The sequence below is a fragment of the Prevotella denticola genome (assembly GCF_900454835.1).
Lineage (GTDB): Bacteria > Bacteroidota > Bacteroidia > Bacteroidales > Bacteroidaceae > Prevotella > Prevotella denticola.
The window spans coordinates 236,974-260,913 of the sequence record NZ_UGTM01000001.1; the positions used below are offsets into that span (position 1 = coordinate 236,974).

A 23,940-nucleotide genomic window follows, 5' to 3' on the forward strand; every position below is an offset into this window, starting at 1 on the left:
TAAACGTTTTAATCAAAATGACATTTATGAATATCAACAATATTAAAACATTCGCACTCTCAATGCTCGGTATGGCTCTGGCTGTATCCTGCTCGGAGAGTATCGATGTGCCTCTTGTTCCGGAAGGCGGTTACAAGCCATTGGAGAACAGTCTTGCTTTCCTCACGGACAAGTACGGCTGCAGCAATCAGGATTCCCTTGTCTTCAATGAGAAGGGTTCGACGGACTTTTACGTGAACCTCACCCAGGCAGCCAAGGCGAATGAAGACTATACGCTGGTGTATGATGCCAAGGCACTTGAGAATTATAACAAGACGCATGGCACAGCCTTCGAGGCACTGCCCGAATCACTCGTTACGGTGAGCGGTGGTGCTACGGTAAATGCCGGTGCGACGAAATCTTCCAAGGTGACAGTCAGCTATACCACGGCTGCGGATCTGAAGGAAAATGGTGTTTATGCCATTCCTCTGATCGTGAAAGGTGCAAGCCGGGCATCAAAGGACAAGGGTGAGTTTGTTCTTTTCGTACGTGACATTACCAAGATGCCGAACTGCCATAAGGACAACGGCTTGCAGGTAATCAGCTGTATGGAGGTGAACGATGCCAATCCGCTGCACAATCTGTGTTACACGCTGAAGGAGTCGAAGAAGTATGTCTTCGACCAGGTTGTTCTTTTCTCCGGTAACATCAACTACAATGCTGAGAGCGGTGAGGTGTATAACTATAACAATGAGAACGTGCAGCACCTGCTCGATTACAAGGAGAAGTATCTGAAGCCGTTGCAGGAGAAAGGTATGAAGGTGATTCTCGGCATTCTCGGAAACCATGACCGTTCGGGTGTTGCCAATCTCTCCAAGGAGGGTGCGATTAAGTTTGCACAGGAGTTGAAAGCCGTTGTTGATGCCTACGGACTCGACGGTGTGTTCTTCGACGATGAATATTCCAACTATGGCGATTACCCCGGTTTCGTCTCACCTTCCATAGAAGCGGCATCCCGCCTCTGCTACGAGTGCAAGCGGATCATGCCCGACAAGCTCATAGAAGTCTATGTCTACAGCCGCACGGGAAGCCTGGAGACTGTTGACGGCCACAAGCCGGGCGAGTTCATCGACTATGCCTTGCAGGATTATGGACGCTACGGCGACCTTTCCAACAACTATGAAGGCTTGTCGCCTAAGGGCATGATACAGGGCTCGTCGGAGTTCGGACAGGGACGCATCATCTCCATGAGCACTGCACAGTCCATCAAGGCTGACGGTTATGGCGGTACGATGGTCTTCGGCCTGACTCCGCAGAACGGCTATGTGACCCGTCTGAACAACATCACACGTGCCTTCTATGGAGAGGAAACCGTGCGGACGGGTAGTTATGCAAAAGATTGGTAACCTGCTAAACACTTGAAACAATGAAACTGAGATATTTCTATTCAGCCGTAATGACGGCATTTCTTGCCTTGGGTTTTACAGCCTGCAGCAACGATGAAGACACACCGGAAGTGAAGCCGGAACCCAAGGTTGAGACTGCCCTCACGTTCGATTCCGATACCGTGAGTGTCGGCGTGGGTGAAACGGCCACGTTCAACATCACTGCCGGAGGCGGCGAATACAGGGCTTTCTGTGAGAATCCTGATGTCGCAACGTTGACAATCAAGGGGAATGCGATTACTGTGGCCGCTGTAAAAAGCGGACTTACAGGCATCGTGGTCTCCGATGCTGCCGGCAATTACAGGCGTGTGCTTGTAAAGGCAATGTACAAGAAGATTCTTCTTGACAAAGAGGAGGTCGGCGTGCAGATAAAGGCCGGACACACCGAGAGTTCTGCCACGCTGACTGTCACCGGTGGGAACGGCGGCTATGAAGCGGTCAGCGACCATGAAGACATTGCCGAGGTCTATTCCATCGTAGACAACGTCATCACCATCCGGGGGCGCAGCAACGGAACGGCTACGCTTACCATTACCGACAAGATGGGCGTCAGCAAGACGGTAAAGGTAACGGTTACGACGACCGATATTCCTTTCACCGATGAGGAGAAGGCTGCCATCATGGCATCCACACAGGAGAACTTCGTCTTCGACGACAGTCATGCACAGTCGTATGGCAGTTTTTCCATCGGAGCAAAGGACGGCAAGCAGCTTGCGCAATGGAACTATAGCGATTACATTTATCTGAAGTGCTGGTTCAGCGGCGACCTTACAGCAGGCAGGAAAACCGGTGGAAAGGTTGAAATCAAGACCGATTATTGGGGCAGTGACGTAACTGTATACGAAGATGTAAACGTCGAAGTCCTCAAGGTTTCCGATACGCAGGTGTGGGGAATCATGTGGATTCTGAAAGACAATTATCTCCATTATGGTTACTTTGTCTTGCCGAAGGCTGAGGCTGATGATTGAGTGCTGGCCGATGAAGTCTTGATGGACGGATAAAATTTTCCCGTTGTCTGACGGGACTTTATACCACAAAAGGGATGTACCTGTTGACGGGTGCATCCCTTTTTGCGGTTCTTCCGTTAAATACGTGGATGAGGTTGTCGTGCGGATTGCATAGCTTTAATATGAAAAACAAGCCCTCTGCCAGACAAGTCCTTCCGGTACAGCACTTTTCCAGCTGCAAGCTGGTTTCCGTCCCGGCAATATATGGCAGGGAGAGGGCCGTCAACACGGCTGGTGTCTGCCGTCAACACGATAAGTGCCGGGCATCAACACATCTGCGGGGAAGGCCTGTTCATTCCTGTTATCATATACGGTATGCCGATGGCTGACCTGCACGGCAGAGGTCCGTCAGGCAGCACTGATGTTTGTCGGGGTTCGGTTATTACAGATATATAATGCCGGCATCTGCCGGATATTGTAGGTCTCTGTTTTCTTTCCTATCTGTGGATTTAATGGAAGCCTCTGATTTTCAGAATATGCTTTAAGTATAAAGGTACTATGTTTTCTTCTGAAAACGTCAGTTCCAGTAACCTTTCCACCTGCTTCTATTGTGATTATAGTTTTTAATTGTTATCTTTGCAGAGGATAGGCGACACTCGGCGATCTGAAAGCAGGTTTTCATTGTACTCGTTCGCACTGTCCTTGCAAAAGATACACCATTGTCAAAAAGATACATTATAAAATGACACAAGAAGAAAAGACAAAGATAGAAGAAAGAATCGTTGACGTGCTGAAGACCGTCTACGACCCGGAAATTCCTGTCAACATCTATGATCTCGGTATGATTTACAAGATTGATGTAGATGAAAAAGGGAACCTTGACATGGATATGACTTTCACCGCCCCTTCCTGTCCTGCAGCCGACTTCATTCTCGAAGATGTACGCACGAAAGTGGAAAGTGTGGATGGTGTCAAGTCTGCCAACATCAACCTCGTCTTCGATCCGGTCTGGGACCAGAGCATGATGTCCGAAGAAGCGCGCGTCGAACTGGGTTTCGACTGAGTTCCGGCTTGCCGGCCTGCTCGTTTCGTTCTTGCCAGCTCTGATGATCCGTGCGGTCCCCCCTGTCATCCGGACTGTCTCCTCGTCCGGGGCTGTGAAGCATAAATCCGTTATCACCCACTACTCCAAACATAAAGGCATGAAGAATATTTATTTCCTTTCCGACGCACACCTCGGTTCGCTTGCCATAGAGCACCGACGTACACAGGAACGCCGCCTTGTCCGTTTCCTGGACAGCATCAAGAACAAGGCTGCCGCAGTCTATCTGCTCGGTGATATGTTCGACTTCTGGGATGAATACAAGTATGTTGTTCCCAAAGGGTTCACCCGCTTTCTGGGCAAGCTGTCAGAACTGACGGACATGGGGGTAGACGTCCATTTCTTCACGGGAAACCACGACATCTGGACTTACGGCTATCTGGAGGAGGAATGCGGCGTGATTCTCCACCGCAAACCCGTTACGACGGAGATTTATGACAAAGTATTCTACCTTGCGCACGGTGACGGACTGGGCGACCCTGACCCTATGTTCCAGTTTCTCCGCAGGGTGTTTCATGACCGTGGCTGCCAGCGGCTGCTCAACTTTTTCCATCCCTGGTGGGGAATGCAGTTAGGTTTGAACTGGGCAAAGAAAAGCCGGCTGAAACGTGCGGACGGAAAGGAAGCTCCCTATATGGGAGAAGACAAGGAGTACCTCGTGCGTTACACGAAAGAGTATATGCGCACGCACAAAGACATTGACTACTACATTTACGGTCATCGCCACATAGAGCTCGACCTCACTCTGTCGGGGAAAGCGCGCCTCCTGATACTCGGCGACTGGATATGGCAGTTTACATACGCCGTATTCGATGGCGAGCATATGTTCCTTGAGGAATATGTAGAAGGTGAAAGCAAACCTTAACAAAGTTGAAAATGCAGACTTCACAAGGATAAAAAATGTTTTTTTAGAGACGAAAACTCAAATATATCAAAAAGTATTTGGAGGTTACAAAACAAACTGTAACTTTGCATTGTCCTTGAGATAGATGACAGATAATTTGTTGTTGAAAGGATTTGCGAGACTTTTCTTGCTAATAAGAAGATTAAAAGACATTCATAATATAAAATTAAAACTCAGGTTTGTAGATTAAGTTTAGTCAAAAAGAAAGGTAGTTGTCGTGAGACAACTACCTTTCGCGTTTTTAGGAGAGTGTGGAGCATCCGCCTGTCTTTTCCTCTGGCTTCTTACTTCTTCAGATTCTTGACAAGCTCCTGCGTGTCACGTGCAATGACAATCTCTTCATCAGTAGGAACAAGGACGACCTTGACCTTTGAGTCGTCGGCAGAGAGAATCTTCTCTACGCCACGGCATTCGTTGCGCTCTTTGTCGAGCTTGATGCCAAGATATTCCATGTCCTTGCAGGCATCCCAGCGGAGTCCGGTCTGATTCTCACCGACACCTGCCGTCCACACGATGATGTCCACGCCATTCATGGCTGCTGCGTAGGCACCGATGTATTTTTTGATGCGATAGGTGTACATCTGCAGTGCCAGATGCGCCATCTTGTTGCCTTCGTTATCGGCATTCTCTATATCACGCATATCCGAACTGATACCCGTAATACCCAGCACACCGCTCTCCTTGTTCAGGAAGTCCGCCATCTCCTGCGGCTGCTTGCCGAGCTTCTCCATCAGATAGGTAACGGCAGAAGGGTCGATGTCGCCGGAGCGGGAGCCCATCATCAGGCCGGCCAGCGGTGTCAGACCCATAGAGGTGTCGATGACCTTGCCGCCCTTGATGGCTGCTACTGATGCACCGTTGCCGATGTGGCAGGTAATGATTCTCTGCGTCTTGATATCGACACCCAGCATCTCGCAGACACGGTGTGACACGTAGCGGTGACTTGTTCCGTGGAAGCCGTAGCGACGGACGTGGTACTTCTTGTAGAAGTCGTATGGAACAGCATAAAGATAAGCATAGTCGGGCATCGTGCTGTGGAAGGCATTGTCGAATACCGTTACCTGAGGCGTATGCGGCATCAGCTCATCGACGGCACGCAGACCACGCAGGTGACCGGCATTGTGGACGGGTGCAAGATCGATAAGGCTCTCGATGCCGTCTTCAACTTCCTTGGTGACGATGCAGCTCTTCTCGAAGAGGTCGCCACCCTGCACGATACGGTGGCCGACTGCATCAATCTCGTCGAGGCTCTTCAATGCTCCGATTTCCGGGTCAAGCAGTACTTTGAAGACGAGTGCCACACCTTCCTTGTGGGTCGGGAGGTCGGCCATTATCTGCCGCTTCTCGCCGTTGTTCAGTTTCACCTTGATGAACGCCTCGTCAAGTCCGATACGTTCAACACCACCTTGAGCCAGCACCGACTCATCTGCCATGTCGTACAACTTGTACTTAATGGAACTGCTACCACAGTTCAGTACTAATATCTTCATATTGTATTTTTGGAGTTGTTACTTTCTTTTCGCATCCTGTGCCTGGCACGCCGTGATGGCTACCATATAATAGATGTCATCCACGCAGCAGCCGCGGGAAAGGTCGTTGACTGGGCGGGCAATACCTTGGAGAATCGGTCCGATTGCTTTCGCACCGCCGAGACGCTCAATGAGCTTATAACCGATGTTGCCGACCTCAAGGTTCGGAACGATAAGCACATTCGCCTTTCCGGCAACGGCAGAGCCCGGTGCTTTCTTGGCGGCAACGGCAGGGACAAGGGCAGCATCGGCCTGCAGCTCGCCGTCCACATCCAGTTCCGGAAACTTCTCTTTGGCAATCTTCGTCGCCTCAACCACCTTGTCGATGATATAAACGCTTTTCCCTGTCTCCTTGTCTCTGGCATCCTTGGCAGAGCCTTTGGTAGAGAAGCTCAGCATGGCAATGTGCGGATTCTGGAATCCCGCAACACTCTTTGCGGTCTCTGCCGTAGTATAGGCAATCTGTGCCAGCTGGTCGGCGGTAGGATTCGGCGTGACAGCAACGTCGCCCATCACGACGATACCGTTCTCACCATACTGCTGTTCGTGCGTGAGGATCAGCATGGCACCGCTGACGCAGGTTATGCCCGGTGCGCATTTGATGATCTGCAAAGCAGGACGGAGCGTATCGCCCGTGGTCGAAAGGGCACCTGAAATCTGTCCGTCTGCCCCTTCCGTTTTGATGATCATGCAGCCGAGGTAGAGATTGTTCTTCGTAACCAGTTCGCGGGCCTGGTCCAGCGTCATTCCTTTCTTCTTGCGAAGTTCGGCCAGTTTTTCAGCATACTCCTCACGCTTCGGGTTGTTCTCCGGGTCGACGATGGCAGCCTTGTCAATGTTCTTAAGCCCCCACTCTGCAGCGAGCTTATGGATATTGGCGGGGTTTCCAATGAGGATCAGATCGGCGATGTCGTCAGCCAGTACTCTGTCGGCTGCTTTAAGGGTACGCTCCTCTTCTGCCTCGGGGAGCACGATGCGTTGCTTGTCGGCTTTCGCACGTGCAACGATTTGCTCTAATAAGTCCATATTTCTCTGTTGAATTGTAATGATTGTATTTCGGTCTTTGCCATGCAAAGATAGCAAAATTAAGTCAGACAGCCAAACATGTTCATTGTTTTCTCCTAAATAAAACAGAACCAGTCCTTGGAAGTTCCAGCTTTTCTGCATATCTTTGTATTCCTAACCAAGCAGAAAAGTTATGATCAGATTTCATGATGTGAAGACGACCGACCGTGAATTGATACAGAGCTATACGCTGTGTGGCGACCGCCAGAACTGCGACCTCAGCTTTGCCAACATCATCTCATGGCGTTTCCTTTACAATACCCAGATAGCCGAAGTCGACGGCTTTCTCGTGTTCCGTTTTTACACCGGGCATCACCTTGCCTATATGGCACCGGTATGGAAATGTCACTGGGAAGAGTCTATGCGTGAGCGTTTCGCCGCCATCGTACGGCAGATGCGTGACGACTCTATCACGCTGGGCCATCCTTTTCTCATGCTGGGTGTCTGCTCCTATATGGTGGGTATCCTGGAGACCGTCTTCCCCGACACTTTCTTCATCAAGCCCGACCGCGACCATTTCGATTACATCTACACCCGGGAGAAGCTGGCGACGCTCTCCGGAAAGAAGCTGCAGGGCAAACGCAACCACTGCAACAAATTCCGCAAAGCCTATCCGGACTATGAATACCGTCCGCTCACCAAAGACATGATACCCGAATGCATCGCCGTAGAAGAGAACTGGCGGACTGTCACGAAGGACGATACCGAAGAGACGGAAGAACTCTCCGAGGAACTTCGCTCCATGACACGTGTCTTCGACCTCTGGGATGAAATCGGTGCCACAGGCGGTACGATATGGGTAGGGGGGAAGCTGATCGCCTTCACCTTCGGCTGTCCTGTCACCGACAAGGTTTTTGATGTCTGCGTTGAAAAGGCCGATACAGCCTATGAAGGGGCGTTCTCCATCATCAACCAGGAGTTCGCACGGCATCTGCCCGAACAATATAAATACATGAACCGGGAGGAAGACCTCGGACTGGAGGGGCTGCGCTATGCCAAGCTGTCCTACAAGCCGGACATCCTCCTGGAGAAGAGTGTGGTCATGGAAAAGTATCCTCTGGCACAGGAGGAGACGCAGGAAAGGGTCAGAGAGGAGACGATTGCCTTGTGGCGAGAGACCTTCCATGATGACGAGGCGTTCATACAATTATATTTTTCACGTGTCTTCAAGCCTGAATACAATATTATCTGCCAGATGAATCAGCGCACGGTAGCCGCCCTGCAGACGCTTCCCTACACTCTGAAATATTACGACAAGGAGGTGCGGACTGCCTACATCAGCGGAGTAAGCGTATGCGAAGAATACCGCAAACAGAACGTGGGCAACAACCTCATGTCGCAGGCTCACTTCCGTCTTTACCACAAGGACGTCGTCTTCGCCACGCTGATTCCTGCAGAGAAATGGCTCTACGACTGGTACGGTCGCTGTGGCTACACCCGGCATATCACCTGCACGCCTCCTCCTCCCGGGGTAGATAGCATGGACTTTGCCGCCTTCAACGACTGGCAGCAGACAAGAGACTGTGTGCTTCTGCACGATGAAGAAGGATTTGACATCATCAAGGAAGACTACCGCATTGCTCTTTCCATCGACCCGAATGCCAGGCGGCAGACTGCGGACATCCCGGCCATGATACGCATCATCAATGCCGAGAAAGCCCTTCAGCTCTATGCCGCCCGGCATCCTGACTGCACGGAAAACATCCGTGTCTACAACGATTCGGATATCCCGATGAACAACACCTACTTCCAGATCCGCAACGGACACGTCAGCCACACGGACCGTCCGTTACCTGGCACACGTCCGCTGACAATCGCAGAACTGGCCGACTATATCTTCAAGGACGATCGTCTTGAAATGAACCTGATGCTGAACTGAGACAGGCGGGGTAGCAGGCGGTGATGGGCGGTGATAAGCAGTGATAGGCAGATATAATCGCCTCTCATCTCTTATCACCGCCCATCACTGCTTATCACCGACCGCCTAATCAGGAATCATCTCCTTTGTCAGGATGCTCTCCAGCTGCTCGGCAGAGAGCCTCAGCTGGAATTCACCGTGCAGGGCAACACTGATACGTCCGGTCTCTTCCGAGACGATGATGGCCAGTGCGTCGGAATCCTGCGAGATACCCATTGCCGCACGGTGGCGCAAGCCGAGCTCCTTGGGGATGTCCTGCTTGTGGCTGACAGGCAGAATGCAGCCGGCTGCCTTGATGCGTCGCTTGGAGATGATCATTGCCCCGTCGTGCAGCGGCGAGTTCTTGAAGAAGATGTTTTCGATAAGCCGTTGGTTGATACGGGCATCTATCAGGTCGCCTGTCTCAACGATGTCTTCCAGCATCACGCCACGCTCGATGACTATCAATGCCCCCACTTTGCCGCGGCTCATACTCATGCAGGCCATGACAATGGGCATGATTGTCTCCTTGTCGACTTCTTCTTTGCTGGACTTCGTAAAGAGTTTCACCAGATTCTTCACTTTCCTGTGTGCGCCGAGGCTGTAAAGGAAGTGTCGTATCTCCTCCTGAAAAAGAACGATGAGCCCGATGACACCGACCGAGACAAGCTTGTCCATAATGCTGCCCAGCAGGCGCATCTCCAGCACCTGACTTACGATGAGCCACACGATGACAAATACCATGATACCGATGAAGACATTCAGCGAACGCGACTCTTTCATCAGCCGGTAAAGATAGTAGAGCATCAGTGCCACCAGCACGATGTCTATCACGTCTTTTATTCCAAATGGGAAAAACATAATATCAAGCTAACACTCTCCCCGGTCCTCGTTGCCTCCTCCAGAAGGAGAAAAGCAAGATGCGGCGTCTGGTGTGGAACGAGCGTTTATCTTATTGGTTAATACTTGGCGGGTCCAGTCGCATTAGTCTTCCGTATACTGCCGCATGGCTTCAACGATCCTGACGGCTTCGACGGCAGGACGCACGTCGTGGACACGGAGGATGCCGGCACCTTTCAGCAGGGCGATGGTGTTCAAAACCGTAGTCCCGTTCAGGCTCTCGGCGGCTGTTATGCCCAAGAGCTGGTGGATCATACGCTTGCGGCTGATGCCGACAAGCAGCGGAAGCCCCATGACCTGCAACCGCTCCATCACCCCCAGCAGCGCATAGTTGCCGTCTACCGCTCCCTTGCCGAAACCGAAGCCCGGGTCGAGGATGATGTCTTTCTGTCCCAGAGAACGCAGCTCCTGTACTTCACGGGAGAAGTTGACGAGCATGTCGTGCAGGCTGGCAGCCGTAGACATTAATATATAAGGTGTACCCAGCTCTGCCACTGTGCGGAACATCTCCGGATCCCGGCCTTCCTCCACGTCATTGATGATGTCTGCACCGAATTCCTCCACCGTCCTCCGGGCTATTGATGCACGGAACGTGTCAATCGAGAGGATGGCATCCGGCTCTGCCTCCCGGATGACCGGAAGGGCGAAAGCCAGGCGGCGCATCTCCTCTTCCTCGCCGGCTACCTCGCCGCCGGGGCGTGTCGAGCAGGCTCCCACGTCGATGATTCCTGCACCTTCAGCCACCATCTGGTGGGCACGTTGGCGGATAGCTTCCTCCGTCTGCACCCGACTGCCGGCGAAGAAAGAGTCGGGCGTTACGTTCATGATTCCCATGACGAGCGGCCTGCTCAGGTCGACGAGCCGTCCCCTCACGTTGATCGTATAGTCTGCGGGCTTCGTGTCAGCCCCAGGGTTTCCTTTTTCCATATCCGCAAAGGTAATGTAAAACCAGCACAAAAGTGAATTTTACATCAGAAATTTTAATCCTGTACGCATATCAGGACAGAATGGGGGAACAGGAGGACGGAGAATGAAAAAAAGATGTTCCAATCTTTCATGTTGTGTAAAAGCAAAGCCGGGAACAGCCCGATGCTTTTTCTGGAAGGACCGTCCCGTCTTTCCTGGATTCCGGCCGTTTCCGCCACACCGTCCGTCACAGCAAGAAAAAGCGGAGAAATCTCCGTTCTTTCTCAGAAAAACAGTAATTTTGCCGTCATGAAGAAAACTTTTCTCGTGTTTCTGATGCTGGTTTTCTGTACGTTGTCTGTGAAGGCACAACAGCAGAAAAAGACCAGGAAGTCCCGTCCCCGGGTGGGGCTGGTCCTTGGCGGCGGCGGTGCGAAAGGCGCTGCTGCCATAGGCGTGCTGAAGGAAATAGAACGTGCCCACATTCCGGTCGACTATATTGCAGGAACGAGTATCGGTGCAATCATCGGCGGTCTGTATGCCCAGGGGTACCGTGCCGCCGACCTTGAAAAACTCTTCCGTTCGCAGAACTGGCTGGCACTTCTGGCCGACAGGGACACAACGCTTATGGGGAAAGTGTTCAAGGAAGAAGAGGGAGTCTGTTATCTCTTCGGCTTTCCTGTGCGCAGAAAGGCTGGCACAGAGCGCAGAAAGGGCTTCGGAATGTTGCACGGCGACCACATCTACCACTTCCTCGACTCTCTCGTCAGCCATTCTCCTGTGCGCCGGGGCACCGTAAGGAGGCCCATTCCTTTCTCGTGCGTGGCCTTCGATGTCCGCAGACGGAAGGAGATTGTGCTTGACAAGGGACCGCTGGCACGTAACATTCGTGCCAGCATGGCGATTCCTGGAGCATACAAACCTGTAAAGATTGACACGCTGATACTCGTAGACGGCGGCATGATCAACAATCTCCCTGTGGATATCGTACGGAAGATGGGGGCTGACATCGTCATAGCTGTTGACCTTCAGCAGCGTAAACACGACGATTACCGCTCGCCCTTCGCCTTTCTGAAAGGATTAGGCGGCATGATCGACTGGCTGGCAGAGCGTCCTGACATAAGGAAGTATAACATCAACCGGACGAAGGCCGACCTGTACATCAATCCGGATTTAGGATCGTACGGGGTCAAGGACTTCAGGCCGAAGGCAATTGCGGCGATGCTTCGGATAGGTGAAGAAACCGGCATCATGTATCGAAAGCAGCTGGCGACTTTTATGAAAGACCGGTCACGGTAAGGGAAGAAAAGGAGGGTAGATATGGATGACAGAGAACAGGATGGTGTGTGAAATATATTTACACGGAATACGGCAGCCTCTGTGTCAAGACCGGGTTGAAACTCTTTCGGAAAGAGGCTACAACCATCAGACAATCAATCTGTTATAAATCATAAAAGAAAAGGTGCTTAGTTGGATGCCGATTAAGCCTTGACCGAGTCGCAAGAAAGCACCTTTTGGACCTCAGTTAAGGCTTAGTCAGCGTCCAACCAAGCACCAATGGGAATCAGGAAGAGAAAAAACAGGACAAAAAGGGATGGAGCCACCACCCAGCAGCCCCTCCCGCTTTCTTTTTCTCCAGACAGAGAGGAAAGGGGAGGGGCTGTCCTTTTTTACTTTTTCCCACAGCTGTTTTTTATACGCTCGTAGAACTGCCCGAGGATATTGAGCATATCACCGGGCAGATAGCCGATGGCCTTTTCAATCATCCATTCCGGCACCTGGTAGTAGGCTTCCGCCACGGAGCCGGCGATACAGGCTTTCGTGTCTGTGTCGCCGTCGCACAGTACGGCGAGACGGAGGGTCTCCTCAAAGCTGTTGGCATCCATGAAGCAGCGCAGGGCCATGGGTACGGTCTCCTGACACGTTCCGTCGAAATGTCCCTCGGAACCGATCTTTCTTATGTCCCGCATGGAGGGCAGCTCATAGCCGAAGAACTTGCGGACTTTCTTCTCTACCGACGACTTTGGGAAACGCATCAGCCGCAGCCAGCAGATCGTCTCTGCAATACACTGCGCTCCTTTCACGCCCTCGGGATGGTTATGGCTTACGATGGCGCTCTTCTTTGCTTCCTCAAGCACATCCTCCCATTCGTCGAACAGCCATCCGATAGGACTGACACGCATGGCCGCCCCATTGCCGAACGAGTCCATGGGCTGTGGATGCTCCGAATGGATCCAGCGGTTGAAACGGTTGCCGTAGCCCCCCATCGGATCAGGATAGCGGCGGCACCAGTCGAGCAGGCTCTCCTGATAGCTACGTTCGTTGAGCACCGCATCGGCTACAGCAACCGTGCAGACGGTGTCGTCCGTGTAAGAACAATCGGGTGTGAAAAGTTCAAATCCTTCCTGTGGAGCTGCTCCGAACTCAAAGCGTGATCCGACAATGTCTCCGATAATTGCACCAATCATAATGTCTTCCTTGCCCCCATCCTGTCCGAGAACCCTATCGGAATTCCTCACCAGGGAAGGGAAACCGATGTGTGGAAAGGATATGGGAAATTTGTATGAAAGTATCCGTCAGGTTGTAACTGGCTGATTCTGTTGTTTAAATCTGCTGCTGATCTGTTGTGGAATGCAGAACTGTATCAGTTGTCAAATCTATGGTTAGCAGGGATTTTTTCTGTTAAGAAATCTGGTGGTCCGGCTCTTACCCGCGCCGTCTTCCATTCCTTCCTCCTTGGGGGGGAGATGAAAGCGGCTGTCTATTGTACTCCGACCGGGAATCGAACCCGGATCAAAGGTTTAGGAAACCTCCGTTCTATCCATTGAACTATCAGAGCCTTTTTTGTACGTCCTGCCCCATCTGAAAGATGAGGGGGGGCGCAACTCTGTGTGCAAAGGTAGGAAAAAAAACTTATAATCGCTTGCCAAACGACAGCTTTTTTACTTTTTACTTGCCGTTGCATCCTTGATGCATATATGAAAAGAAGGCTGTATCAAGGGACATTCGTGCCCGCTGATACAGCCTTGTCCGTCTTTTTCATTTGCCTGGCGGCAGCTGCCCTTACGCTCCGTGGAAGAGATATTCCTGCTGGATATCCTGTGTCATCAGCGTGAAGAGCCGCTCCTGCAGACGGTCAGCAAGCGAGAGCGCACTGTTGAGAATCCTGTCGGAGAACGCCTGCAGCAGGTCCTGTGCGTGCAGCGGCTGTGTCTTGTAGATACGGAGATACTCCTCTTCCATCTCACGCTGCCGCTGGTCGGTCTCGGCCTCGAACTTCGCATACGCCTCCTTGATGACCGGGGCATACTTGTTGTAGTTGGTCATGCCCAGCACCATCACCTTGCGGAACTTCCAATAGGCAGAGTCGGCACTCGACTCGCCAGTACCCTTGGTATACGCTTCCGGGTAGGAGGTGATGCCCTGGTAGAGCGGAAGGAACACGCCGAGATCGGCCATTCCCATTGCGACGTAATTGATGCAGCCGATGGCCTGTGGCAGCTCCGGGCGTACCTGCAGGAGGTGGGTCTGCGTGGTGCGGAAGATGGAGACCGGTCGGTAAGGCTCCTTCGGGTTGCTGTGGAGATAGGGGTCGTGCTCCGTATTGTCGTAGTGGAAGCGGAATGCCGTGCGGAGCTCGGTCAGCGTAATCTTATGTGCAGCCCGGGCAAAGACAGGGAAGGTGTTCTTCGTGACATCGTTCTTGATGTCTGGAGAGAAGAGCCGCTGCAGCCCCCACACACGTGGATAGTTATAGGTGGTATCGAGTTCCACGTCGCGCGCATAGGCCTTGTGGAAGTCGAAGGCTCCCTGTGAAGGATCATAGAGTCCGTGCTTCTCGGCGAACTCAATCAGGTCGGCGGAAGCAAGGTAGTTGTCCTTGTCGTCAGGGTCATAGGTGCGGAAGCGGCTCTGGTTGCCGGTTACGAAGTACTGGTCCTTCGGCATACGGCATGCCAGCCAGCGATGGCCGCAGGCTGTCTCCAGATACCATATCTCCTTGTTGTCCACAAAGCCGATGCCGAATCCTTCGGCAATGCCGTGCTCCTCAATGAGCATTCCCAGACGCTCTACGCCCTCACGTGCGGTACGGACATAAGGTAACGTGATGTTGAAGACGGAGTTCTCCGCTACGCCGTTCTCCACCAGCGGGTCGTATTTCAGCACCTCGTCGCTGCTGAAGATGCTCTCCGTCGCACTCATGCCCACACCTGCAGAGTTGAACCCCGCACTGCCCCAGTGGCGGTGCAGGCTGTAAGGTGAGAGGGCGGTGTAGCCCAGCGCCTTGCCGGGAAGCTCGCAGCGGAAAGGACTGTCCCGGGCGACGAATTCGCAGAGACCGTTCTCTGTGTCCTCGAAAATCTCATAGTTCTTGGCCTCCATGGCGTCCCAGTCTTCTGAACGCGACACGATCATGGAGCCGTCTGCGGTCTGTTCCTGTCCGATGATGATGGTTGTACACTCTGACGGGAGGTTGTGCTGTTTCTGCACACGGGTCTTTTCCATAAGCTTGAAAGTCTTCGTTGGTTGTTAATTCATGCTGACAAAAATAGCAAATATTTGCGAAAGGACACGAAAGTGAAAAGACAAAAAAGTATAAATGCCGCTTTTCCGACCGTCTGGAATATATGGAACGTGCGGTATTTCCACGTTTTTCCCGCCGTTTCGCTTGCTTTTCTCGGAAACAAAGACTAAATTTGCCACAATAATACTTTGAGACATCGACAGAATGAAGAAGCTATTACTGATCTTCCTCCTTGGACTTGCCAGTCTTACTATGACCGCACAGCAGTCCTTGGAATGGGAAGAACTGCTTGACGAACTCTATGCCACCGGTGAAGAGCACACGGTCACCAGGGAAGAGAACCTCGAGACTCTGGCCGACCTTGCCGCACATCCCGTCAATCTCAACACGGCTACCCGGGAGGACCTGGAGCGCATACCGTTCTTGACAGCCGGACAGATAGAGGAGCTGCAGGCCTACGTCTACCAGTATCACGGTATGCAGAGCCTGGGCGAGCTGGCCATGATAGAATCCCTGGATGCTGTCCGCCGGCAGCTTCTTCCCTATTTCGTGCGTGTCGCTCCCATAGAGAAGGAAAGGCCCTTCCCTGCACTGAAACAGATTCTGGCTGGTGCGAAACACACGCTGCTCTTCACCTCCCGTATTCCGTTCTACCGTCGGGAGGGCGACCGCAACGGCTACCTCGGCTATCCGTATGCCCACTCCTTCCGTTATACTTTCCGTTACGGCGATTACGTCCAGGCCGGACTGGTGGGGGCACAGGATGCCGGAGAGCCTTTCTTCGCACATGGGAACAGTCTGGGTTATGACCATTACAGCTTCTATGTCCTGCTGAGAAAGGCGGGGCGGCTGAAGACGCTGGTGGCAGGGCGGTACAGGGTGAACTTCGGACAGGGCCTCGTCATCAACAATTCCTTCGGATTCGGAAAGTCTTCCCTGCTCTCAACACTCGGAAGACAGCCTGCAGGACTTCATGCCCACTCCTCCCGGTCGGCCGCCGATTATCTGCAGGGAGCGGCTGCCACAGTGGAGGTCGCGAGGCATCTTGACCTTACCGCCTTCCTTTCCTACCGCACCATTGACGCCACGCGTTCGGACAGCGGCACCATCTCGACGGTCCTCAAGACCGGCTACCACCGCACCGAACGTGAGATGAGCCGCAAGGACGCTGCCGCACAGTCTGTTGCCGGGACGCACCTGGGCTGGTCGTGCGGTGCTTTCCGTATGGGACTGACAGGCATCTACTCCCGGTTCAGCAGCGACCTGACCCCCGACACTACGCTGTATTACCGCCGTTATGCTCCGTCAGGCAACGGTTTCTGGAACATCAGTGTGGATTACAGCTGCCTGCATCACCGCTGGTCTGTAACCGGAGAGACCGCAACAGACAGCCGGGGAAGTCTCGCAACGGTGAACAACATTTCCTTCCAGGCCGCTTCCGGCCTTTCGCTGCTTGCCGTCCAGCGTTATTATGGCTACAGGTACACGGCACTCTTCGCCCGCAGCACCGGTGACAACACGACCGTGCAGAACGAGAGCGGTCTTCTCGTGGGGGCAGACTGGAACATTGTACACGGCCTGTCGCTCATGGCCTACACCGACCTTGCCTACTTCTCCCATCCCCGCTTCGGCGCACATACTGCCAGCAAGGCATGGGACAACCTGATGACGCTTGCCTATATATACAAAAGGTGGTCGCTGCGGATACGCTATCGGTTTCGCATCCGGGAGAAGGACAATGCCGGCAAGAAAGCTCTCATGCACGAACAGACACAGCGCGGGCGGATTGCCCTGACTTACACAGCTGCCTCCTGGAGTTGCAGAAGCCAGATAGACCTTGCCGTGAGCAGCTATCTCAAGCGCAGTTCCGGTTATATGCTTACGGAGACAGGAACGTGGTCGCCGGCAGCATGGCTCAGCCTCACGGCCACCGCTGGCTATTTCCACACTTCAGACTTTGCCTCCCGCATCTATGTCTACGAACGTGGACCGCTTTATGCTTTCAGCTTTCCCTCTTTCTATGGCAGGGGAATGCGATGCGGCCTGTTCGCCCGGGCCGACCTCTCCTGCCGTCTGATGTTCATCCTCCGCTGCTCCGCCACCCGTTATTTCGACCGGAGCACCATCTCCTCCGGGCTTCAGCAAATCCATTCGTCCATGATGAGCGACCTTGACATACAGCTACGCTGGAAGTTCTGACCCGGCTGCGCCACAGGCAGCATTATCCATGGGAAACGTCTCCCGACAAGGCAGGCGCCATTAAGGAATTACTCAAAGACAGCCGCCCCGTCCTTCTCCCCGACTTGCCTGACTGCCGGTTTTTCATTACCTTTGCACCATGAAGTTCCATCCTCTCGCTACAGGACATCCCCTGCCTGCCCGGTTCAATAATCCTTTCGATTACGAACCGGATAGCTTTTGCCGTGCTGCGGCCGAAAGGCTGCAGAGTGAGCTGCCACCTGACCCACCCGAAGGGAAGATGTACGGCATCCTGATCGTGGAACGAGAGGGGCAGACAGGATATCTCCAGGCTTATTCGGGACAGATAGACAAGGAGGGGGACGATTTCGTCCCGGCGGTTTTCGACTACCTGCAGCCCGGCGGCTACTTCAAAATCCACGAGGAGGAGATAACGCGGCTGAACAACCGCATAGCACAGATGGAAATCTCGTCTGCCTACAGCGGGGCAAAAGAAAAACTGAAGACGGTACGGATGGAGGCTGAGAACGCCGTCGAAGAGGTACGTAAAATCGTGCAGGGAGCAAAGTTCCTGCGTGACCGACGCCGCAGGGAGGCTTTCATTTCAGAAGAAGAACACAATGAGATGATACGTCAGAGCCAGTTTCTCAAGGCCGAACTGCACCGCACGAAGACCGCTTGCGCCAGACGGATTGCCGAGGCGCAGACTGAGCTTGAGACCTGTCAGGAAAAGATAACAGCCTGGAAACGGGAGCGGAAACTGAAGTCGGACCGACTGCAACGCTGGCTCTTCTCCCAGTTCTCACTGCTCAATGCAAAGGGCGAATGCAAGAACCTGACCGACATCTTCCGTGACTATTACCTGCAGAACAGCCCTGCACGAAGCAAGGCTGCACGCCGGACTCTGCAGGATACAGCCCTGGAGACTGCTGACGGCAGTCTCGCTCCCTCGTTGCTGCCACCCTCCGGTGCAGGCGAATGCTGCGAACCGAAACTGCTGCAGTACGCCTTCCGGCACGGCTACAGACCCGTCAGTATGGCGATGTTCTGGTGGGGGCCGCCGCCGAAAGCGGAAATAAGACAGCATGGAAACTTTTATCCGGCCTGCAACGGAAAATGCAAGCCCATCCTGACATGGATGCTGCAAGGGCTGGATGTCGCACCTGCCCTTCACAGGGAAGCCGGACATGAAGCACTGACGGCTGCCACGGCAGGAGTAGACAGTCTTTATGAAGACGACAGCCTTGCCGTTGTGGCAAAGCCGCCGGGGCTGCTCTCGGTCCCGGGGAGAGACGGTCTGCCATCGGTCTACAGCATCCTGAGGGAACGGTGGAAAGGCCGGTACGAACCGTTCATGGTACACCGGCTGGACATGGCGACGAGCGGACTGCTCGTCGTGGCCCGTTCCCCGGAGGCGCACAGGGCTCTCCAGGCGCAGTTCACGAACCATACTGTCAGGAAACAGTACACGGCCTTGCTGCCCCTCAGTTTCCTCGACAAGCATCTTCCGCCGGAAGGACGCATCGAACAGCCTCTCAGTCCACTGCCCGACGACCGGCCCCGGCAGTGCGTCGACTATGTGAACGGAAAGACGGCCGTCACGGAATACCGTGTCGCTGGCAAGACTACATACGGCAAAACCGGACAGGAAGCCGTGAAAGTGATTCTTTATCCGCTGACAGGCCGTACTCATCAGCTGCGCATCCACTGTGCCCATCCCGACGGACTGGGTACCCCCATCATCGGCGACAGCCTCTACGGACAGCATGCCGGACGGCTCTGGCTGCACGCCGGACACCTTGAATTCACGCATCCGGTGACCGGAAAGAAGATGGTCTTCGACGTTCCGTTGCAGCATCTTGAGTGCATCTGACGGTCAGAACAGCCTGTAACAGGCCGGAGTCCCAACCGGTCGGGAACGGATTTCCCAGCCGTCGGGAAGAGGGGTCCCAGCCGTTGGGAACAGAAGTCCCAACCGGTCGGGAACAGGGCAGACCCACATGAGTCGGGATGGACAGCGACCTGTCTCCGGGGCTGCAAGAGAACTGGCGTGCAAGGTCTTTGTAGAGATGCGGCTTTGCCGGAGAAAGCATTTTTAACCTATAAAACTTTGCCGTTTCAATTTTAAAGGCTACCTTTGCAGAAAGTAAGGAGGTTCAGACATTTAAGGAAATGGGATTCCGGCATTCATTTAGAACGATGTTGGAATTCTGTCTTTTTTATGTCTATTGAAAAACGATTAACTTTAACGAATAAGATATGGCTTATATGTCACAGGAAGGTTACGACAAGCTCGTAGCCGATTTGCAGTATTTAGAGTCTGTTGAGCGGCCGAAGGCATCGGCTGCCATTGCCGAGGCTGCCGACAAGGGCGACCTGAGTGAAAATTCGGAATATGATGCTGCCAAGGAGGCACAGCGTCATCTTGAAGCGCGCATTGCCGAGATGAAGATGACCGTGGCACAGGCGAAGATCGTGGATCTGTCACGCCTGAGCACCGAGGCAGTACAGATCATGTCTACCGTTGAAATGACCGACGTGAAGACAAAAGCGAAGATGAAGTATACCATCGTCAGCGAGACGGAGGCGAATCTGAAACAGAACAAGATTTCCATCAAGACACCTATCGCCCAGGGCTTGCTGAACAAGAAGGTGGGTGATGAGGTCGAAATTACGATTCCCCGCGGCACCATCAAGCTGCGCATAGACAAAATCACCATCGAAGGTTAATGACAAAACAAGGAGGTACGTATGACAATATTCAGTAAAATTGCTGCCGGAGAAATCCCCAGTTACAAGTGTGCAGAAAGCGACCGGTTTTACGCTTTTCTTGACATCGACCCTGTAACAAAAGGGCATACACTGGTAATTCCCCGCAAAGAGGTGGACTATATCTTCGACATGGAGGATGAGGAACTCGCAGCCTTCGAGGTTTTTGCAAAGAAGGTGGCACGTGCCATCAAGGCGGTCTTTCCATGCCGGAAGGTGGCACAGGTCGTGTTGGGCCTGGAAGTGAACCATGCACATATCCATCTTCTGCCCATGAACAGCGAGGCGGATGTCGACTTCAAACATCACGTACAAGTTGATGCCGGGGAGCAGAAGGAGATTGCTGCAAAAATATTCAAGGCTTTCCAGGAGCTGGAATAGGCTGCATTCAGGAAAACAGACACGACAGGGAGGTGTCAGGAAGGCAGAGACACACGGATTGTGTGTCCGTCAGCAGGCTTTATACAGGACGAAAGAACCGTATATTGCCGCTGACAGCCCTTTTGACACCTCCCTTTATTTTCCGTCGGGTGATCTTTTTTGAAGGGTGCGGAACGTGAAGACCTGATACTTGCCGGGCAGGGAGAAATCTCCGAACAGTCTGTTCTCATGACTGTTTCCCTACGGCTTATGCACTGCCCGGAAGTGAAAGACAGATTTTTCCTTCCTCCCCGTCCGGATATTGTTTGCGGAAAAACGGAGCTGACAACAACGTCAATTTTTTTCGGGAAATCGTTTGCAAATATAGAAAATACTGTCTATATTTGCAGTATGACTATTATCCTAAAAGAGAGTGCTTTACAAGATCTAAATATTAACTGTTTAACGTTACTTCATTATGAAAGCATTTGCAATGTTAGGAATCGGAAAGGCAGGATGGATTGAAAAGGCTCGTCCGACCTGCGGGCCAATGGATGCCATTGTCAGACCATTGGCAGTAGCTCCCTGCACATCAGACGTACACACGGTATGGGAAGGGGCGATCGGTGACCGGAAGGACATGATTCTCGGACACGAAGCGACAGGCGAGGTGGTGGAAGTGGGTTCTATGGTGAGGGACTTCAAACCCGGTGATAGGGTTCTCGTCCCTGCCATCACGCCAGACTGGAACTCGCTGGAGGCACAGGCTGGTTACTCCATGCACTCTAACGGCATGTTGGCCGGCTGGAAGTTCTCGAACTTCAAAGACGGTGTCTTCGCTGAATACTTCCATGTCAACGATGCTGACGGAAACCTGGCACTGATACCGGAAGGCATGGACCCGGTGGATGCTGTCATGCTGTCTGACATGGTGCCTACGGGATTCCATGGGGTTGAACTGGCCGACGTGAAGTTCGGCGACGAAGTACTTGTCATCGGCATCGGACCGGTCGGACTGATGGCTGTCGCCGGTGCGGCACTTGCCGGAGCTTCCTACGTCTATGCGGTCGGGAGCAGGAAGGTGTGTGCCGATGCGGCACGGGCCTACGGTGCATCGGAAATCATCGACTATCACAACGGACCTATTGCGGAGCAGGTGATGAAGCTCACCAACGGACAGGGCGTCAACCGTGTTGTCATTGCCGGTGGTACGGTCGATACGTTTGCCGAAGCGGTATCGGTGCTCAAGCCCGGAGGAATCATCGGCAACGTGAATTATCTGGGTTCAGGAGACACGGTCAACATCCCACGCATAGCATGGGGAGTCGGCATGGGGCACAAGACCATCAAAGGCGGACTGATGCCAGGCGGACGGCTTCGTATGGAAAAGCTCGCCAAGATGGTGACTTCCGGACGACTCAACCTCTCGCACCTTGTGACACACCGGTTCAAGGGGTTTGACCACATGGAAGAATCGCTCTTGCTCATGAAGGATAAGCCACGCAATCTTATCAAGCCCGTGGTCATTATCGATCCGGATTTATATTGATTTATCATTTTGCCATGTATTTTACTTGATTTATATCAATAAATTCGTAAAATCAAGAAAAAGACGTGAAAAAACTTGCAGATACGGATTATATGCGTTATCTTTGCAACGTGTTTTTCATAGTATTAGATTTAAGGTTAACAAAGGTTGGACTACAGCGGTAGTCCTTTTTTTATGCCCGGAAGGTTGATGCTATGGAGAATGGTAGGTGATAATAGGAAATGATAGGCGGTGATAAGCGAAAATAAGCGATGATAAGTATTACTGCTTATCATCGCTTATCACCGCCTACCGTCGCTATCATACCTGTCACCGGTTCACCCTTCTCCAGGAAGTTATCGGCCTTTTATCATCTCCAGGAAATATTCATGTACGTGTGTATCACTGTCCAGTTCAGGATGGAAGGCAGTGGCAAGCTGGTTTCCCTGACGGGCTGCCACAATATGGTTGTCGACAGACGCTAAGATCTCCACCTTCTCGGCAGCTTTCGTGATATAAGGCGCACGGATGAAAGTCATGGGGACATTACACTTGGCACCCTTGAAGAACGCCTCTGTATGGAAACTGCCCAGCTGCCGGCCGTACGCATTGCGTGCAGCCGTCATGGCCATTGTGCCCAGCCGGGGCGGTACGGGAGCCGACGGACTGTTTCCCTCCACATCATGGGCAAGGAGAATGAGACCAGCACAAGTGCCGAAAACCGGCAGACCACTCTCGACAGCCTCACGGACAGGATCGAGAAGACCGAGGTCGCGGAGCAGCTTACCCTGGGTGGTGCTCTCACCACCCGGGATAATCAGTCCGTCTTTCTTTTGCTGCCAGTCTTGCAACTGGCGCACTTCAAAGCAGTCGACACCTAATTCCCGGAGCATCTTCTCATGCTCCAGGAATGCGCCCTGCAAGGCGAGTACAGCAATTCTCATTGTCCACGTTCAGCCATGAGCACCTCGATTTCATGCTCGTTGATACCTACCATCGCTTCCCCTAAGTCTTCTGATAGTTTAGCCAACTCCTTAGGGTCATTGTAGTTCGTTACGGCCTTCACGATGGCGGCAGCACGCTTAGCAGGGTCGCCGCTCTTGAAGATACCCGAACCGACGAAGACACCTTCTGCACCCAGCTGCATCATCAATGCCGCATCAGCAGGGGTCGCTACACCGCCGGCTGCAAAGTTCACAACAGGCAACTTGCCGTTCTCGTGTACATACTTCACCAGGTCGTAGGGAGCCTGCAACTGCTTGGCAGCCTCGAAGAGTTCGTCTTCCCGCTTGCCGACAAGCTCCCGAATCTGACTCTGCATCAGTCGCATATGACTGACAGCCTGCACCACGTCACCCGTGCCAGGCTCGCCTTTCGTGCGGATCATCGTAGCCCCCTCGGCGATACGGCGCAATGCCTCGCTCAGGTTGCGGGCACCACAGACGAACGGCACCTCAAACTGTGTCTTGTCGATGTGATAGATGTTGTCGGCCGGTGAGAGCACTTCGCTCTCGTCGATGTAGTCAATCTCTATAGCCTGTAGGATCTGTGCTTCTGCGATATGTCCGATACGGCATTTTGCCATGACAGGGATAGTCACAGCTTTCTGAATGCCCTTGATCATCTTGGGGTCGCTCATGCGTGATACACCGCCGGCTGCACGGATGTCGGCTGGGATACGTTCCAGTGCCATTACGGCACATGCGCCGGCAGCCTCGGCAATGCGTGCCTGCTCCGGGGTCGTCACGTCCATGATTACGCCGCCCTTCAGCATCTGGGCGAGATTGCGGTTTAGTTCTTGTCGATTTGTCATGTTGGTTCTTTATTGTTATGTGATTATAAGTGATCGTAGGTGGGGATAGGCGATGATAGGCGTTGATGGGCA

At 52.9% G+C, this 23,940-nt stretch carries 19 protein-coding genes and 1 tRNA gene; 11 read left to right on the forward strand and 9 right to left on the reverse strand.

Annotated elements, in window-relative coordinates; all coding sequences use genetic code 11:
- Positions 1 to 26 precede the first annotated feature (26 nt).
- The 4 genes from DYH27_RS01025 (at position 27) to DYH27_RS01045 (ending at position 4,338) form a co-directional block, all read left to right on the forward strand.
- Positions 27 to 1,385, forward strand: a complete 1,359-nt coding sequence (locus DYH27_RS01025) for a BT_3987 domain-containing protein (protein ID WP_013670563.1) — start codon at positions 27 to 29, stop codon at positions 1,383 to 1,385.
- A gap of 20 nt (positions 1,386 to 1,405) precedes the next feature.
- A complete protein-coding gene (locus tag DYH27_RS01030; RefSeq protein WP_025067965.1) occupies positions 1,406 to 2,392 on the forward strand; it encodes a hypothetical protein in 987 nt (328 codons plus the stop codon).
- A 721-nt stretch (positions 2,393 to 3,113) separates the two neighbouring features.
- A complete protein-coding gene (locus DYH27_RS01040) occupies positions 3,114 to 3,434 on the forward strand; it encodes a metal-sulfur cluster assembly factor (protein WP_013670560.1) in 321 nt (106 codons plus the stop codon).
- A gap of 139 nt (positions 3,435 to 3,573) precedes the next feature.
- Positions 3,574 to 4,338, forward strand: a complete 765-nt coding sequence (locus DYH27_RS01045) for a UDP-2,3-diacylglucosamine diphosphatase (protein WP_025067964.1) — start codon at positions 3,574 to 3,576, stop codon at positions 4,336 to 4,338.
- A gap of 323 nt (positions 4,339 to 4,661) precedes the next feature.
- Here DYH27_RS01045 and DYH27_RS01050 read toward each other — a convergent pair whose 3' ends face one another.
- Together DYH27_RS01050 and pta are read right to left on the reverse strand one after the other, a co-directional pair.
- The gene (locus tag DYH27_RS01050) at positions 4,662 to 5,867 is read right to left on the reverse strand and encodes an acetate kinase (protein WP_004354588.1); all 1,206 of its coding nucleotides are present in this window, start codon (positions 5,865 to 5,867) and stop codon (positions 4,662 to 4,664) included.
- 18 nt (positions 5,868 to 5,885) lie between these two features.
- On the reverse strand, positions 5,886 to 6,932 hold the full coding sequence (gene pta / locus DYH27_RS01055) for a phosphate acetyltransferase (RefSeq protein WP_029216569.1): 1,047 nt from the start codon (positions 6,930 to 6,932) through the stop codon (positions 5,886 to 5,888).
- A gap of 172 nt (positions 6,933 to 7,104) precedes the next feature.
- On the opposite strand from pta, the gene DYH27_RS01060 reads away from it, so the two are divergent.
- Positions 7,105 to 8,850: a GNAT family N-acetyltransferase gene (locus DYH27_RS01060; RefSeq protein WP_029216568.1), complete on the forward strand. Its 1,746-nt coding sequence runs from the start codon at positions 7,105 to 7,107 to the stop codon at positions 8,848 to 8,850.
- Positions 8,851 to 8,955: 105 nt separating this feature from the next.
- Here DYH27_RS01060 and cdaA read toward each other — a convergent pair whose 3' ends face one another.
- Positions 8,956 to 9,729 (reverse strand): diadenylate cyclase CdaA, encoded by a 774-nt coding sequence (gene cdaA, locus DYH27_RS01065; RefSeq protein WP_004354591.1) that lies wholly within the window; start codon positions 9,727 to 9,729, stop codon positions 8,956 to 8,958.
- Positions 9,730 to 9,852: 123 nt separating this feature from the next.
- Positions 9,853 to 10,695, reverse strand: coding sequence for a dihydropteroate synthase (gene folP, locus DYH27_RS01070; protein ID WP_025067963.1), 843 nt, complete (start codon positions 10,693 to 10,695; stop codon positions 9,853 to 9,855).
- 288 nt (positions 10,696 to 10,983) lie between these two features.
- Here folP and DYH27_RS01075 point away from each other — a divergent pair, with 288 nt between their 5' ends.
- Positions 10,984 to 11,973: a patatin-like phospholipase family protein gene (locus tag DYH27_RS01075; protein WP_025067962.1), complete on the forward strand. Its 990-nt coding sequence runs from the start codon at positions 10,984 to 10,986 to the stop codon at positions 11,971 to 11,973.
- A 371-nt stretch (positions 11,974 to 12,344) separates the two neighbouring features.
- Here the strand turns inward: DYH27_RS01075 and DYH27_RS01080 are convergent, their stop codons facing one another.
- The 3 genes from DYH27_RS01080 to DYH27_RS01090 form a co-directional block, all read right to left on the reverse strand.
- Positions 12,345 to 13,142, reverse strand: coding sequence for an ADP-ribosylglycohydrolase family protein (locus DYH27_RS01080; protein ID WP_025067961.1), 798 nt, complete (start codon positions 13,140 to 13,142; stop codon positions 12,345 to 12,347).
- 299 nt (positions 13,143 to 13,441) lie between these two features.
- Positions 13,442 to 13,513 (reverse strand) — tRNA-Arg (locus tag DYH27_RS01085).
- A 224-nt stretch (positions 13,514 to 13,737) separates the two neighbouring features.
- Positions 13,738 to 15,180, reverse strand: coding sequence for a C69 family dipeptidase (locus DYH27_RS01090; RefSeq protein WP_029216567.1), 1,443 nt, complete (start codon positions 15,178 to 15,180; stop codon positions 13,738 to 13,740).
- A gap of 223 nt (positions 15,181 to 15,403) precedes the next feature.
- Here DYH27_RS01090 and DYH27_RS01095 point away from each other — a divergent pair, with 223 nt between their 5' ends.
- The 5 genes from DYH27_RS01095 (at position 15,404) to DYH27_RS01115 (ending at position 22,076) form a co-directional block, all read left to right on the forward strand.
- Positions 15,404 to 17,398 (forward strand): helix-hairpin-helix domain-containing protein, encoded by a 1,995-nt coding sequence (locus DYH27_RS01095; RefSeq protein ID WP_029216566.1) that lies wholly within the window; start codon positions 15,404 to 15,406, stop codon positions 17,396 to 17,398.
- A gap of 139 nt (positions 17,399 to 17,537) precedes the next feature.
- The gene (locus tag DYH27_RS01100) at positions 17,538 to 19,271 is read left to right on the forward strand and encodes an RluA family pseudouridine synthase (RefSeq protein ID WP_025067959.1); all 1,734 of its coding nucleotides are present in this window, start codon (positions 17,538 to 17,540) and stop codon (positions 19,269 to 19,271) included.
- 386 nt (positions 19,272 to 19,657) lie between these two features.
- On the forward strand, positions 19,658 to 20,128 hold the full coding sequence (gene greA, locus DYH27_RS01105; protein ID WP_025067958.1) for a transcription elongation factor GreA: 471 nt from the start codon (positions 19,658 to 19,660) through the stop codon (positions 20,126 to 20,128).
- A 21-nt stretch (positions 20,129 to 20,149) separates the two neighbouring features.
- Positions 20,150 to 20,548 carry an HIT family protein gene (locus tag DYH27_RS01110; RefSeq protein ID WP_025067957.1) on the forward strand — a complete coding sequence of 133 codons (399 nt, stop codon included), beginning with the start codon at positions 20,150 to 20,152 and terminating at the stop codon, positions 20,546 to 20,548.
- 457 nt (positions 20,549 to 21,005) lie between these two features.
- Positions 21,006 to 22,076: an NAD(P)-dependent alcohol dehydrogenase gene (locus DYH27_RS01115; RefSeq protein WP_029216565.1), complete on the forward strand. Its 1,071-nt coding sequence runs from the start codon at positions 21,006 to 21,008 to the stop codon at positions 22,074 to 22,076.
- A 335-nt stretch (positions 22,077 to 22,411) separates the two neighbouring features.
- Here DYH27_RS01115 and pdxT read toward each other — a convergent pair whose 3' ends face one another.
- Together pdxT and pdxS are read right to left on the reverse strand one after the other, a co-directional pair.
- A complete protein-coding gene (pdxT, locus tag DYH27_RS01120) occupies positions 22,412 to 22,999 on the reverse strand; it encodes a pyridoxal 5'-phosphate synthase glutaminase subunit PdxT (RefSeq protein ID WP_004354619.1) in 588 nt (195 codons plus the stop codon).
- Positions 22,996 to 23,868, reverse strand: a complete 873-nt coding sequence (gene pdxS / locus DYH27_RS01125) for a pyridoxal 5'-phosphate synthase lyase subunit PdxS (RefSeq protein ID WP_025067956.1) — start codon at positions 23,866 to 23,868, stop codon at positions 22,996 to 22,998. The genes pdxT and pdxS overlap by 4 nt, the downstream gene beginning before the upstream one ends.
- Between the last annotated feature and the right edge of the window lie 72 nt (positions 23,869 to 23,940).